The 14,433-nt window shown below is 72.5% G+C and carries 13 protein-coding genes; 12 read left to right on the forward strand and 1 reads right to left on the reverse strand.

Going from position 1 to position 14,433, the window contains the following annotated elements:
* The first annotated feature begins 5 nt into the window (after nt 1-5).
* Nucleotides 6-878 (forward strand): carbohydrate ABC transporter permease, encoded by an 873-nt coding sequence (locus ABFX54_RS39270; RefSeq protein ID WP_346111889.1) that lies wholly within the window; start codon nt 6-8, stop codon nt 876-878.
* Nucleotides 875-1,771 carry a carbohydrate ABC transporter permease gene (locus tag ABFX54_RS39275; RefSeq protein WP_346111890.1) on the forward strand — a complete coding sequence of 299 codons (897 nt, stop codon included), beginning with the start codon at nt 875-877 and terminating at the stop codon, nt 1,769-1,771. Before ABFX54_RS39270 ends, ABFX54_RS39275 begins: the two co-directional genes overlap by 4 nt.
* Nucleotides 1,772-1,831: 60 nt before the next feature.
* Here the strand turns inward: ABFX54_RS39275 and ABFX54_RS39280 are convergent, their stop codons facing one another.
* Nucleotides 1,832-2,671, reverse strand: coding sequence for a PaaX family transcriptional regulator (locus tag ABFX54_RS39280; protein ID WP_346111892.1), 840 nt, complete (start codon nt 2,669-2,671; stop codon nt 1,832-1,834).
* 70 nt (nt 2,672-2,741) lie between these two features.
* On the opposite strand from ABFX54_RS39280, the gene ABFX54_RS39285 reads away from it, so the two are divergent.
* The 10 genes from ABFX54_RS39285 to ABFX54_RS39330 all read left to right on the forward strand — a co-directional run bounded on the left by ABFX54_RS39285 (nt 2,742) and on the right by ABFX54_RS39330 (nt 14,320).
* On the forward strand, nt 2,742-3,596 hold the full coding sequence (locus tag ABFX54_RS39285; protein ID WP_346111893.1) for an amidohydrolase family protein: 855 nt from the start codon (nt 2,742-2,744) through the stop codon (nt 3,594-3,596).
* 354 nt (nt 3,597-3,950) lie between these two features.
* Nucleotides 3,951-4,463, forward strand: coding sequence for a flavin reductase family protein (locus ABFX54_RS39290; RefSeq protein WP_346111894.1), 513 nt, complete (start codon nt 3,951-3,953; stop codon nt 4,461-4,463).
* A 43-nt stretch (nt 4,464-4,506) separates the two neighbouring features.
* Nucleotides 4,507-5,826, forward strand: coding sequence for an NtaA/DmoA family FMN-dependent monooxygenase (locus ABFX54_RS39295; RefSeq protein WP_346111895.1), 1,320 nt, complete (start codon nt 4,507-4,509; stop codon nt 5,824-5,826).
* Nucleotides 5,823-6,986, forward strand: a complete 1,164-nt coding sequence (locus ABFX54_RS39300) for an LLM class flavin-dependent oxidoreductase (protein WP_346111896.1) — start codon at nt 5,823-5,825, stop codon at nt 6,984-6,986. Before ABFX54_RS39295 ends, ABFX54_RS39300 begins: the two co-directional genes overlap by 4 nt.
* Complete coding sequence (locus ABFX54_RS39305) at nt 6,983-8,023, forward strand: LLM class flavin-dependent oxidoreductase (RefSeq protein WP_346111898.1); 1,041 nt, start codon at nt 6,983-6,985, stop codon at nt 8,021-8,023. Before ABFX54_RS39300 ends, ABFX54_RS39305 begins: the two co-directional genes overlap by 4 nt.
* Nucleotides 8,020-9,114, forward strand: coding sequence for an MsnO8 family LLM class oxidoreductase (locus ABFX54_RS39310; RefSeq protein ID WP_346111899.1), 1,095 nt, complete (start codon nt 8,020-8,022; stop codon nt 9,112-9,114). Before ABFX54_RS39305 ends, ABFX54_RS39310 begins: the two co-directional genes overlap by 4 nt.
* A complete protein-coding gene (locus ABFX54_RS39315; RefSeq protein WP_346111900.1) occupies nt 9,111-10,718 on the forward strand; it encodes an ABC transporter substrate-binding protein in 1,608 nt (535 codons plus the stop codon). Before ABFX54_RS39310 ends, ABFX54_RS39315 begins: the two co-directional genes overlap by 4 nt.
* A complete protein-coding gene (locus ABFX54_RS39320; protein WP_346111901.1) occupies nt 10,715-11,620 on the forward strand; it encodes an ABC transporter permease in 906 nt (301 codons plus the stop codon). The genes ABFX54_RS39315 and ABFX54_RS39320 overlap by 4 nt, the downstream gene beginning before the upstream one ends.
* Before the next feature lie 4 nt (nt 11,621-11,624).
* Entirely contained in the window at nt 11,625-12,515 is an 891-nt protein-coding gene (locus ABFX54_RS39325) for an ABC transporter permease (protein ID WP_346111902.1), read from the forward strand.
* Nucleotides 12,512-14,320, forward strand: a complete 1,809-nt coding sequence (locus ABFX54_RS39330; protein ID WP_346111903.1) for a dipeptide ABC transporter ATP-binding protein — start codon at nt 12,512-12,514, stop codon at nt 14,318-14,320. Before ABFX54_RS39325 ends, ABFX54_RS39330 begins: the two co-directional genes overlap by 4 nt.
* The last annotated feature ends 113 nt before the right edge of the window (nt 14,321-14,433 follow it).

Below are 14,433 nucleotides of genomic sequence, written 5' to 3' on the forward strand. Positions count from 1 at the left end.
GCCGCATGGAGCGGCGCTGGGGGCTGCTCATGGCGCTCCCGGCGATCCTCGGGTTCGTGATCTTCACGGCGGGCCCGATGGTGGCCTCGCTCGTGTTCAGCCTCACGGACTGGCAGGTGGGCGGCTCGCCGTCGTTCATCGGGCTCGGCAACTACACCGAGCTGGCAGCCGACGAGCTGTTCTGGACGTCGCTGAGCGCGACCACGTACTACACGCTCGGCGCGGTCCCGCTCGTCCTGATCGTCTCCTTCGCCGTCGCCATGCTGCTCAACCAGAAGGTGCGCGGGCTGCCGATCTGGCGGACCATCTTCTACCTGCCCACGCTCGTGCCCGCCATCGCCAACGTGGTCCTCTGGATCTGGATCTTCAACCCGGACTTCGGGCTGCTCAACTCGCTGCTGCGCCAGGCCGGGCTGCCGGCCGGGCAGTGGATCTACGACGAGGCGATGGCGATCCCGTCGCTGATCGTGATGAGCACCTGGGGCTTCGGCAACACGATGGTCATCTTCCTGGCCGGCCTGCAAGGGGTGCCGCGGCACCTGTACGAGGCGGTCTCGATCGACGGCGGCGGCCCCTGGCGGCGCTTCTGGCACGTGACGCTGCCGATGATGACGCCCACCATCTTCTACAACCTCGTGGTGGGCGTGGTCGGCACCTTCCAGGTGTTCAACCAGGCGTACGTGATGACCGAGGGCGGTCCCAACAACGCCACGCTGTTCTACGTCTACTACCTGTTCAGGATGGCGTTCAAGGAGAGCGAGATGGGTTACGCCAGCGCGCTCGCCTGGGTCCTGTTCATGATCATCGTGGTGATCACGTTCCTGTTGTTCAGAAACGCCCGCCGCTGGGTCTACTACGAGATGGCGGGAGCCCGATGACCGCGCTGGAAACGCCGCCGCGCACCGCGCGGGTCGCCCCGGTCGCCGGCCCGCGCCGGCCGCGCAGGTTCGGCAAGGCGCTGCTGTACGTGGCGCTCGTGGCCGGGGCCGTGCCCACGCTGCTGCCGTTCGTCTGGCTGGTGCGCAGCGCGCTCATGCAGGACGCGCAGATGTTCATCGCGCCGCCCGAGTGGATCCCGTCGCCGTTCCAGTGGGACAACTTCACCGAGGCGCTCACGGCGCAGCCGTTCTGGCTGTACTTCGTCAACACGGTGATCATCGCGGTGATCAGCGTGCTGGGCACGGTCCTGACCTGCTCGGTGGCCGCCTTCAGCTTCTCCCGGCTGCGCTGGCGGGGCCGGAACGTGGCGTTCGCGGTGCTGCTGAGCGGGGTCATGCTGCCGTACGCGGTGACGCTCATCCCGACGTTCGTGATGTGGCAGGAGCTGGGCGCGCTCGACACGTTCGTCCCGCTCACCGTGCCGAGCTGGTTCGCCGGCGCGGGCGGTGGGGTGTTCAACGTGTTCCTGCTGCGGCAGTTCTTCCTGACGATCCCGTTCGAGCTGGACGAGGCCGCCTACATCGACGGGGCCTCGCCGTGGCGGGTCTTCTGGACGATCGTCATGCCGTTGTCGAAGCCCGCGATCGTGGTGGTGACGATCTTCACCTTCATCGGCACGTGGAACGACTTCCTCGGGCCGCTGCTCTACCTCAACGACGAGGAGAAGTACACGCTCTCCCTCGGCCTGGCCTCCTTCCAGAGCACGTACCTCACCCAGTGGGGATACCTGATGGCAGCCTCCGCCGCCGTGATCGCACCCATCATCGCCCTGTTCTTCTTCCTGCAGCGCTACTTCATCGAGGGGGTCACGCTCACCGGCATCAAGAACTGAAAGCGGTCCAGAGGACCGGCGACATACGGCCGGCGCGGCGTCGAGAAGCCGTAGAGTGTCTTACGGGCGCGCGCCCGCCTCGCCGTCCATGGTGTCCCACTCCGCCTGGGCCCTGCGGTGCCAGCGGTTGCGCAGGTCGTGGAAGACGGCCGCGGCCCTCGGCCCCGGCCAGTCGTGCTCCAGCAGTTCGGCGGGCAGGTCGGGGTCGAGGAACGGGAAGCGGCGCCACTCTTGGACGATGCGCACCTGGTTGACGAACGCCTCCCGGCCGGTGGCCGCCGTGACGCCCGCGAAGCGCTCGATGAAGGCCAGGTAGCGCTTCTCCACGTCGGCGAGGTCCCACGCGGCCGTGATCAGCCTGGCAGGGTCGCCGATCCCGGCCGACGGGCCCGTCCAGGCGAAGACGCGGTCGCCGAGGTCGAGTTCGCGCACGACCTCGCGGACGGCGGCCTCCTTGGAGGCGTCGGGGATCACCCACAGGCCGGGGGAGGGGGAGCCGAGCCCGAGCCAGGTGAGCCGGGTGCGCAGGCGGTGGCGCAGCCGCCGCTGCGACTCCGGCACGCCGGCGGTGAGCACGAGCCAGCGGCCGTCCCAGTCGTGCGGCCCGCGCATGAAGCCGTAGATGCGCTCGGTGCCCTCGCGCAGCAGCCGGTCGCCGGCCGGGGTCAGGCTCCAGCGCACCCTGCGGCCGTGGCGGGCGGAGCCGAGCAGCCCTTCGGCGGCCGTGCGCGACAGGGCCTGGCGGGCGGACTTCTCCTCGACGCCGAGCGCGCCCAGCGCGGTGACCAGAGTGCCCGTCCAGACCTCGCCGCCGCGCGGCAGGACGAACTCGCCGAGCACGGTCAGCAGCAGCGAACGCGCTCCCGCCGACGCTCTGTCCCGCGTCTCGCCCTGGGTCATGTGGGCTCCGTTCACGTGCTACAAACCTCCGCCGATCCCTGGCGGCTGTGTAGAGCGTAATGTACGGGGCATGCTCGACGGCACGCCGCTCATCGACGCCCACGTCCACGTGCCGGTGCTCGGCACCCTCAAGCCCGCCTGGCTGCGCTGGGCCCGCGACTTCGGCCCCGACGGCCTGATCGAGGACGTCTGGGACGCCGAGGGCCGTCCCCGTCCGGCCCGCCTGGACGAGCTGTTCGCCGCCCAGGGCGTGGACGTGGCGCTGCTGCTGTGCGAATACAGCCCGAAGGCCACCGGCACGCAGGCGTTCGAGGACCTGCTGCCGATCGTCGAGCACAATCCGTCCCGGTTCCGCCCGGTCGCGAACGTCAACCCGCACCTGCACTTCCCGCTCGCCTCCGAGGTGCGCAGGCAGCTCGCCCTCGGCGCCGCCGCGCTGAAGCTGCATCCCGTCCACGGCGGCTTCCGCTGCGACGACGCGGCGCTCTACCCGGCCTACCACGTGCTGGAGGAGCAGGGCGTGCCGCTGGTCGTGCACTGCGGCACCAGCACCTTCCCCGGCTCGGCCAACGAGAACGCCGACCCGGCCTTCCTCATCCCGGTCGTGCGCGACTTCCCAGGGCTCGACGTGGTGCTCGCGCACGGCGGGCGCGGCTGGTGGTACGACGCGGCCGCCTTCCTGGCGCTGTCCAACGAGACGGTCTGGCTGGAGCTGTCCGGCCTGCCGCCCAAGCGGCTGCCCGAGTACTACGCCCGCTTCGACCTGGCCCGGCTGGCCAGGAAGTGCATCTTCGGCACCGACTGGCCGGGCGTCCCCGGCACCGCCGCCAACGCCCGAGCGGTGGCCGGGCTGCTGCCGGACGAGGTGGCCGCCGCCGTGCTCGCGGGCAACGCGACGAGGGTGTACGCGGGACTCCCTCTGTGATTTCCCTCAAAACCAGTAGGAAATATTGACTTATCGGGGATCGCGGCTTAGCGTCGTTGACATGAGCCAGGGATTCCTCCTGACCGGACGCCCGCACGTGGACTGCTGCCACGTCGCCAGCGCCCAGTGTCGTTGATCACGGACCGGTAGCCGGCGGCGCGGCCCCCGCCCGCCCTTCACCCTCGTGCTCCGGCGTGGCCGACGCCGTCCACGCTCCGCTGACGAACCCTTCCGCCCGCGCTCGCCGCGCATGCACAGCGCCGCTTGAGCGCGCCCTTCTTCGTGAGGAACAGACTCCGTGATCTCAACCAGGTTCATGGCCGCCCGCCACGCATCCGAGAGGAGGAGCCGGGCATGACGGACACCCTGCCCGACCGCGCCGTCGAAGCCGAGCACTTCAGGAGAGCGCTGGCCGTGCACGCCAGCGGCGTCGTGGTCATCACCGCCCAGAACGACGGCGTCCCCGTCGGGCTGACCGCGACCTCCTTCTCCTCGGTCAGCCTCGAACCGCCGCTGGTCTCCTTCTACGTCGACCAGTCCTCCTCCACCTGGCCCTGGCTGCGCACCGCCGACCACTTTGCGGTCAACATCCTGGCCAGCGACCAGGCCGAGGTGGCCTCCAGGTTCGCGCGCAAGAACATCGACAGGTTCGCGCCGCCCACCCGCTGGCGGCCGGGGCCGCTCGGCGCGCCGCTGCTCCAGGACGTCTCCGCGCACCTGGTCTGCCTGCCGTACGAGACGGCCGAGGTCGGCGACCACATCCTCGTGGTCGGGCTGGTCGCCGAGGTGACCACGCACAACCCGGGCCGCCCCCTCCTGTACCACCAGGGCCGCTTCGGCCGGTTCCTCCCGCATCCAGAAGACTGAGCACCTCGGAGCCAAGCGTGACCCGACCCATGGAGCGGCTGCCATGAGCCGCAAGCAGATCCATCTGGCCGCCCACTTCCCCGGCGTGAACAACACCACCGTCTGGGCCGACCCCCGATCCGGCAGCCAGATCGACTTCGCCTCCTTCGCCCACCTGGCCAGGACGGCCGAGCGGGGCAAGTTCGACTTCTTCTTCCTGGCCGAGGGGCTGCGGCTGCGCGAGCTCAAGGGCCGCATCCACGACCTGGACGTGGTCGGGCGGCCCGAGTCGCTCACCGTGCTCAGCGCCCTGGCCGCCGTCACCGGCCGGCTCGGCCTGGCCGGCACGGTCAACGCCACCTTCAACGAGCCGTACGAGCTGGCCCGGCGCCTGGCCACGCTCGACCACCTGAGCGGCGGCCGGGCCGCCTGGAACGTGGTGACCACGTCCGACGCCTTCACCGGCGAGAACTTCCGCCGCGGCGGCTACCTCGACCGCGCCGACCGCTACACCCGGGCCGCGGAGTTCGTGCGCCTGTCGCGCGAGCTGTGGGACTCCTGGCGGCCGGACGCCGTGCTCGCCGACCAGGCTGGAGGCCGGTTCGTCCGCGAGGGCGCCGTCGGCACCGTCCGGCACGAGGGCGAGCACTTCTCCATCGAGGGCCGCTTCACCCTGCCCCGCGCCCCGCAGGGCCACCCGGTCATCATCCAGGCCGGCGACTCCGGCGAGGGCAGGGAGTTCGCCGCCGCCACCGCCGACGTGATCTTCTCCAGGCACGGCACGCTGGAGGAGGGCAAGCGCTTCTACGCCGACGTCAAGGGCCGCCTGGCCAGGCACGGCCGCGAGCCGCACCAGCTCAAGATCATGCCCGGCGTCACGTACGCGCTCGGCGAGACCGAGGCCGAGGCCGCAGAGAACGCCGCCACGATCCGGCGGCAGCAGGTCGGGCCGCAGACCGCGATCGCCTTCCTGGAGCAGGTGTGGGGCCGCGACATGTCCGCCTTCGACCCGGACGGGCTGCTGCCGGACATCGAGCCCGACCTGGACGAGGGCGTCTCCCAGGGACGGGTGCCGATCAAGGACCGCGCGGCCGTGGCCGCCAAGTGGCGGGCGCTGGCCGAGGAGAAGGGGCTGACGATCCGCGAACTGGTCATCGAGGTGACCGGCCGCCAGACGTTCATCGGCACCCCCGAGTCCGTGGCCCGGCAGATCGACGAGCACGTGCAGGGGGACGCCGCCGACGGGTTCATCCTCGTCCCCCACCTGACGCCGGGCGGCCTGGACGACTTCGTCGACCGCGTCGTGCCCCTGCTGCAGGAGCGCGGCTCGTTCCGTTCCGACTACACCGGCACCACCCTGCGCGAACACCTGGAGCTGGCATGACGTTGCACCTGGCCGCCGCGCTGGACGGCGCGGGCTGGCACCCGGCCGCCTGGCGCGAGGCGAGCGCCGCGCCGCGCGCGCTGTTCTCGGCCCGCTACTGGGCCGGGCTCGTCGCCGAGGCCGAGCGCGGGCTGCTCGACTTCGTCACGATCGAGGACGCGCTCGGCCTCCAGTCGAGCCTGCCCGACGGCGACGACGACCGCGTCGACCAGGTACGCGGGCGCTTCGACGCCGTGCTGCTGGCCGCCCGCCTGGCCCCGCTCACCCGGGGGATCGGCCTGGTGCCGACCGCCACCACCACGCACACCGAGCCGTTCCACGTCGCCATCGGCATCGCCACCCTCGACCACGTCAGCGGCGGGCGCGCCGGATGGCGCCCGCAGGTCTCCGTGCGCGCCTCCGACGCCCGCCACTTCGGCCGCAGGCAGTTCCCGCCGCTCGACCTGTCACGCGTTCCCGACCTGTCCGCCGACCCGCGCGTGCGCGCCCTGTTCGCCGAGGCCGCCGACGCGGTCGAGGTGGCCCGGCGGCTCTGGGACAGCTGGGAGGACGACGCCGAGATCAGGGACGTGCCCACCGGCCGCTTCATCGACCGCGACAAGCTCCACCACATCGACTTCGACGGGCCGTTCTTCTCCGTCCGAGGGCCCTCCATCACCCCCAGGTCGCCGCAGGGACAGCCGGTGGTGACCGCGCTCGCGCACGCGCGGCTGCCGTACGAGTTCGCCGCCGCCGGCGCGGACGTCGTCTTCGTCACCCCGCACTCGGCCGAGCACGCCCGCGCCATCGTGGACGAGGTCAGGGGGCTGTCCGGCGAGCTGAAGATCTTCGCCGACCTCGTCGTCTTCCTCGGCGACGACGCGGCCGCCCGCAAGGCCCGCCTCGACGAGCTGGACGGGGCCGAGTTCGTCTCCGACGCCGCGATCTTCACCGGCACCGTGCGGAAGCTGGCCGATCAGCTGCTGGAGTGGCGGCGGGCCGGCATCGAGGGCTTCCGGCTGCGGCCGGGGGCGGTGCCGTACGACCTGTGGCAGATCGCCTCAGGGCTGACGGCGGAACTGCGCGGGCGGGGCGCGTTCAGGAGCCGGTACGAGGCCGGCACGCTGCGCGGGCTGCTCGGCCTGCCCCGCCCGGCCGGCCGTTACGCGGAGGCACGATGAAGTTCCTGCTCATCACCCTGATCACGCACACCGGCGAACGCTCGGCCACGGAACGCTTCCGCGAGGTCGTCCAGAACGCGGTGCTGGCCGAGGAGCTGGGCTTCGACGGCTACGGCGTGGGGGAGCGGCACGAGCGCCCCTTCATCTCCTCCTCGCCGCCCGTCGTGCTCAGCCACATCGCGGCCAGGACATCCAGGATCCGCCTGTTCACCGCCGTGACCACGCTGAGCCTGCTCGACCCGGTCCGCGCCTACGAGGACTACGCCACCCTCGACCACCTGTCGGACGGGCGGCTCGACCTCATCATCGGCAAGGGCAACGGCGCGGCCCAGGCCCAGCTGTTCCACGTCACCGCCGAGGACCAGTGGGAGCGCAACCGGGAGTCGTACGAGCTGTTCCGCCGCCTGTGGCGGGAGGACAAGGTCACCTGGAGCGGCCGGTTCCGGCCCTCGCTCACCGACGCCGAGACCTGGCCGCGCCCCCTGCAACGCCCGATCCGGGTCTGGCACGGCAGCGCCACCAGCAAGGAGTCCGTCGACCTGGCCGCCCGCTATGGTGACCCGCTGTTCTCCGCCAACGTCACCAACCCGATCGAGCCGTACGCCGAGCTGATCGAGCACTACCGCGAGCGCTGGGCCCACTACGGCCACGACCCGGCCGACGCGCTGGTCGGCGCCGGGTCCGCCGGCTTCTACGCGGCCCCGACCTCGCAGCAGGCCGTGGCCGCGTACCGGCCGATCTTCGACGCCCGCGTGGCGCTGCAGCGCGGGCTGGGCCTGCCGATCGTCTTCCCCACCCTGGAGGACGCGATCGAGCGCGGCTCGATCCTCGTCGGCAGCCCGCAGCAGATCATCGACAAGGTCCTGCGCTACCACAAGCGGTTCGGGCACGAGGTCATGCACCTGCACGCCGACGCCGACGGGCTCACCCCCGCCCAGCACCGAGCCACGCTGGAGTTGTTCCAGGCCGAGATCGCGCCCGTGCTGCGCGCCGAGATCCCGAGCCGGCCGTTCCCCGAAGCCCGAGGAGCCTCATGACGCTGTCCATCCTCGACCTCGCCCCCATCTCCTCGGGGAAGAGCGCCGCCGACGCGCTGCGCAACTCCATCGACCTGGCCCGGCGCGCCGAGGCGGCCGGTTACCGCCGCTACTGGCTGGCCGAGCACCACTTCGCGCCCGGCGTCGCCAGCTCGGCCCCCGCCGTGCTCATCGCGCTCATCGCGGCCGCCACCACGACGATCCGGGTCGGGTCGGGGGCCGTGCAGCTCGGGCACCAGACGCCGCTGTCGGTGGTCGAGCAGTTCGGACTCATCGACGCCCTGCACCCGGGGCGGATCGACCTGGGGATCGGCCGCTCGGGCCGGCGCCGCGCCGAACTCGCCGCGGCGACCCCTCCTGCGGAGCCACCCCAGGCGCGAACGGTGGACGGGCTGCTCATCCCGCCCCCGTTCGACTTCTCCCGGCTGGCCAAGCACCCGCATCTCGCCCACCACGCCACCCTGCTCCAGCAGCCGGGCGCGCAGACACCCGACTTCGCCGGGCAGATCGACGACGTGCTCGCCTTCCTGGCCGGCGCACACGAGGCGCACGCCGTCCCCGGCGAGGGCGCCGACGTCGAGGTGTGGATCCTCGGCAGCGGCGGCGGCCAGAGCGCGCAGGTGGCGGGGGAGCGCGGGCTGCCGTTCGCGGCCGGCTACCACGTCAGCCCCTCCAGTGTGCTGGAGGCCGTCGAGGCGTATCGCGAGGCGTTCAAACCGTCGGACGACCTGGCCGAGCCGTACGTCATCGTCTCCGCCGACGTCGTCGTCGCCGAGACCGAGGCCAGGGCCCGCGAACTGGCCTCCCCCTACGCCCTGTGGGTGCGCAGCATCAGGACCGGCGCCGGCGCCATGCGCTTCCCCACTCCCGCCGAGGCCGCCGCCCACGAGTGGAGCCGGGAGGACGTCGAGCTGGTCAAGGACCGTGTCGACACCCAGTTCACCGGCACCCCCGAGCAGGTCGTGGCGCGGCTGCGCACGCTGCGCCGCGTGACCGGGGCCGACGAACTGCTCGTCACCACCATCACCCACGACCACGACGATCGGGCGCGCTCGTACGAGCTGCTCGCCGAAGCCTGGGACCGCCCGTGAAGCGCCTTTCCACCGTCCTGCTCCTCGCGTCCGTGACGCTGGCCGCCTGCGGCTCCGCGCCGGCCGCCGAGGAGGCCGCGCCCACCGGCCTGACCTGGGCCGTCGAGACCCAGCCGATCACGCTCAACCCCCAGCAGTGGTCGCAGAACAAGGTCAGGCTGCTCGTCTTCAACCAGTTCGACGCGCTGCTGTCACGGGCGAAGGACGGCTCCTTCCAGCCGTGGCTGGCCAAGTCCTGGCAGGTGTCGGACGACGAGCTGACCTACACCCTCGAATTGCGGGACGACGTGACCTTCCACGACGGCACCCGGTTCGACGCCGCCGCGGTGAAGGCCAACCTCGACCAGTTCAAGGTCGAGGGCTACAACCCCGCCGTGGCCGCTATCCAGCTACGGGCGTTCGAGGAGGCCGAGGTGGTCTCGCCGACCACGCTGCGGATCACCCTCAAGGAGCCGGACGGCCTCTTCCTCGACTTCCTCGCCTCGCCCTACGCCGGGCAGATCTCCCCGAAGTCGCTGAAAAGCGCCAAGGACCTGAAGTTCGGCGGGCCCGACCTGGTCGGCACCGGGCCGTTCATCCTGGACCGCTACGTGCCCGGCCAGGAGATCCACTACCGCCGCAACCCCGCCTACAGGTGGCCGCCCGCCGGCGCCGCCCACCAGGGCCCCGCCCATCTGGCGGAAGTCACCTACCGGTTCCTGCCCGAGGCGGCCGTGCGGGTCGGGGCTCTCACCTCCGGGCAGGTGCAGGTCATCGAGGGCGTCCCCGCCACCGAGGCCGGGCTGATCAAGAGCGACCCCGACCTCACCCTGCGGAGCGCGCTCAACTCCGGCACCGCCTTCACCTACTACTTCAACACCTCGCACCCTCCGTTCGACGACCAGCGCGTACGAGAGGCGTTCCGCGAGGCCGTGGACGTGGACGCGGTGCTGAAATCGGTCTACCGGGACACCGCCACCAGGGCGTGGAGCGTCATCGGCAAGGCCGGCCCCTTCTACGACGCCGGGCTCGAAGGCTCGTTCGGCGGCGACGTGGCCAAGGCCAACACGCTGCTCGACCAGGCCGGCTGGCAGCAGCGCGACGCCGAGGGCTACCGGGTCAAGGACGGCCGGCGGCTGAGCGTGCGCACGGTCGCCGCCTCCGCCTACGTACGCGACCGGCGCGACGTCCTCGCCCAGGCCATCCAGGCCCAGGTCAAGCAGAACGCCGGCATCGACTTCCAGGTCAAGATCGTCGATACCGGGACGGCGCAGAAGGCGGTCGAGGACGACGCGTACGAGATCTTCGAGAACTCCCGCGGCGACTCCGACGCCGGCGCCGCGCTCAACCTCCTCCTGCCGGGCAAGGGCGCGCTCAACCGCACCCACTACGCGGACGCGGGGGTGGAGAAGGCCATCGCCGAGGCCGGCTCCAGCTCCGACCAGGCGCGGCGGGCGAAGCTCTACGCCGAGGTGCAGCGGGCCGTGGTGCGGGACAAGGCGATCGTCTTCCCGATCTACGTGCCCGCCGACCAGATCGCGGCCCGTAAGAGCGTGCGCGGGCTCGGGTTCGACCCTGCCTCCGGCACCCCCGCCTCCGCGTACGACGTGCGGATCGAGACGTGATCAAACGGCTCGGCACCGGGCTGGCCGTCCTGTGGGCCGCCGCCACCGCCTCGTACGTGGCCCTGCTGCTCGCGCCGGGCGACACCGTGGACATCCTGGTCGGCGACGGGGCCGACACGCCCGAGATCAGGGCCGCCATCGTCCGCGAGTGGGGGCTTGACCGGCCCGAGATCGTCCAGTACCTGTCCTACCTGTGGCGGCTCGTCCAGGGGGACCTCGGGCGGTCGTACCAACTGCAGCGGGGCGTCGGCGAGATCCTGGCCACCCAGGTCGGGCCCACCGCGCAGCTCACCCTCGCCGCCGCCGGGACCGGCGTGACGCTGGCCGGCCTCATCGCCCTCCTCACCGCGGGCCGCGGGCGGGCGGCACGCGGCGCGGCCTCGGCGGCCGAACTGGTGGCGGTGTCGGTGCCGCCGTTCCTCATCGGGATCGTGCTGCTGTCGGTGTTCTCGTTCACGCTCGGCTGGTTCCCCGTCTCGGGAGCCGCCGGGCCGCGGGCGCTCGTGCTGCCCGCCCTCGCGCTCGGGCTGCCCATCGCCGGCGTGCTCGGCCAGGTGCTGCGGGGCGGCCTCGAACGGGCGCTGGAGCAGCCGTTCGCGGTCACCGCCAGGGCGCGCGGGCTCACCGAACGCGCGCTCGTGGCCCGGCACGCGCTCCGGCACGCGCTGATCCCCGCCGTCACGCTGGCCGGCTGGTTCACCGGCACCCTGCTCGGGGGCGCGGTGATCACCGAGGTGCTGTTCGGGCGCCCGGGGCTGGGGCGGGTGGCGATGGACGCGGTCACCGGGCGGGACATGCCGGTGGTGATGGCGGTGGTGTTGTTGTCGGCGGTCGTGTACGTGGTCATCAGCACAATCCTGGACCTGGCCTACCGCGCCATCGACCCCCGGATCCGAGGCTGACCCCATGACCGCACCCACCTCGACCCACGGACCCGAAGCGGCCCGGAGGCCGCCGGCGTGGCGCGGCACGGGGGAGGGGCGGTGGCCGGTGTCGCTGGGCGTGCTGCTCCCGATCGCCGTCCTCGTCCTGCTCGCCGTCGCCGTGGCGGCGCCTGGCCTGCTCGCCTCCGCGGACCCCTTGGCCGCCGACCCGCTGCGCGCCCTCGCGCCTCCGGGCGGTGAGCACTGGTTCGGCAGCGACCACCTCGGCCGCGACGTGCTGTCCAGGGTCGTGTACGGAGCCCGGCACTCCATCAGCATCGGCGTGGCGGCCACGGTCCTGGCCGTCACCGCCGGCGTGCTGCTCGGCCTGGCCGCGGGGCTGTCCCCCAAGTGGCTGGACGAGGCCCTGGCCCGCTCGTTCGACGTCCTGTCCACCCTGCCCGAGCTGCTGCTGGCCCTGCTCATCGTGGCGATCATCGGCCCCGGCACCGGGAACGTCATCTTCGCCATCGCCGTCGCCCAGATCCCGAACTACGCCCGCGTGATCCGCGCCCAGACCTTCGTCGTCCGCCGCTCCGGCTACGTCGAACAGGCCCTCACCTTCGGCCGCTCCCGCCTGGCGATCACCGCCGGGCACGTGCTGCCCAACGTGCTCGGACCGATCCCTGTACTGGCCACGATCGGGCTCGGCGGGGCCGTCATCGCCAGCACGGGGCTGAGCTTCCTCGGGATGGGCCCGCAGCCCCCGGCCGCCGAGTGGGGCGCGATGCTCTCGGAGGCCCGCAACTACCTGCGGGTGGCCTGGTGGGAGGCGCTGTTCCCGGGCCTGGCGATCACGCTGACCGTCGCCTGCCTCACGGTCGCCGGCCGCCGCCTCCAGCGCCGCTTCGAAGGAAGGACCCCGCCCGCATGACCACCGCCCACGACGCGAACGCCCGGCCCGCCGGACCGGGAGCGCATCCCACCCGCGCGCTCCCACCGGACGTGGAACCCTCCGCCACGCCGACGGCGGGGGAGACGCCCGCCTCCACGAGCACGCCCGCCTCGTCGTCCGCGCTCGTGGCCGTCGAGGACCTGCGGGTGAGCTTCGGGGCGGCCGAGGTGGTGCGGGGCGTGTCACTCTCGATCGCCCCAGGAGAGTGCGTGGCGATCGTCGGGGAGTCGGGCTCAGGAAAGAGCGTCACCGCCCGCAGCCTGCTGGGCCTGGCAGGTCCGGGATCCCGCGTGCGGGCGTCGGCGTTCACAATCTCGGGCAGGGACGCGCTCCGCTTCCGGCCGGGGGACTGGCGGCGGCTGCGCGGGGGCTTCGCCGGGCTGGTCCTCCAGGACGCGCTGGTCTCGCTCGACCCTCTCAGGACGGTGGGCGCGGAGATCGCCGAGGTGCTGACCACCCACGACGTGGTGCCCCGGGCGCGCCGGGCGGAGCGGGTGCTGGAACTGCTGGAGTCGGTACGCGTACCGGAGCCGGCCCTGCGGGCGGGGCAGCGTCCCCACGAGCTGTCGGGCGGGCTGCGGCAGCGCGTGCTCATCGCCTCCGCCATCGCGGCCGCTCCCGAGCTGATCATCGCCGACGAGCCCACCACCGCGCTCGACGTCACCGTACAGGCCGGAATCCTGCGCCTGCTGGCCGGACGGAAGGCGGCGGGCACGGCGCTGCTGCTGATCAGCCACGACCTGGCCGTGGTGGCCTCGATCGCCGATCGCGTCCTGGTCATGCGGGACGGCCAGGTCGTCGAACAGGGCCCGGCCCGCGAGGTGCTGGCGGCACCGGCACACGCCTACACCCGCTCGTTGCTGGCAGCCGTCCCGTCCGCCTCCTCCCGGGGCACTCGCCTCACCACCGGCACCCGTGCCACCGAGCGCACCCGCGCCACCGACGGGGGCTGTGTCGCTTCCGCGCCGGAGTCCGCCGTCCAGGCGGCAGGTCCGGGTCCCGCGCCGGTGCTGGCGGCGACCGGGTTGTCCCGTTCGTACGGTCCCCGCCATGTCGTCGACGACGTCTCGTTCACCCTGTACCGCGGCGAGACCCTGGGAATCGTCGGCGAGTCGGGCTCGGGCAAGACCACGCTCGCCCGCCTGGCCCTCGGCCTGCTGACCCCCGACGAGGGCAGTGTCACCCTGCACCAGCAGGCGTGGAGTGCCCTGCCGGAACGCCGGCGGCGCCCGTTCCGGCCCAGGATCCAGCTCATCTCGCAGAACCCCCTCGACTCCTTCGACCCCCGTCACACCACCGGACGCCTGATCGCCGAGCCGCTGCGAGCCGGCGGGCGGGCGGAGCGGCGTGCCCGCGTGCGGGAACTGCTGGCCCGTGTCGGCCTGCCGCCCGAGACGGCCGCCCGTCACCCCAGGGAGCTGTCCGGCGGGCAGCGCCAGCGCGTCGCCATCGCCCGCGCCCTGGCCCCGCGCCCCGACGTGCTCGTGTGCGACGAACCGGTCTCCGCGCTCGACGTCTCGATCCAGGCGCAGGTGCTCGACCTGCTCGCCGACCTCCAGGCCGAGGACGGCACGGCGCTGCTGTTCATCTCGCACGACCTGGGCGTCGTCCACCACCTCGCCCATCGCGTGCTGGTCATGAAGGACGGCAGGGTGGTGGAGGAGGGAGACGTGGACGAGGTGTTCTCCCGCCCCCGCCACCCCTACACCCGCGACCTGGTCACCGCCGTACCCCGCCTGCCCGCCGCCGAGGCGGCACCCGATCTCGCCTCCCGCCCGGCGTGACAGCCGGCACCCTGTCCAGAGCCGGCCACCCCGCTCCGAGCGCTGCCCGACCACCCCCGTGCCGAGCCCGCCCCGAGCATCCACTCCAACCAGCCACCCACCCTGCCGATCAC

This window comes from Nonomuraea maheshkhaliensis (assembly GCF_039529435.1).
GTDB lineage: Bacteria > Actinomycetota > Actinomycetes > Streptosporangiales > Streptosporangiaceae > Nonomuraea > Nonomuraea maheshkhaliensis.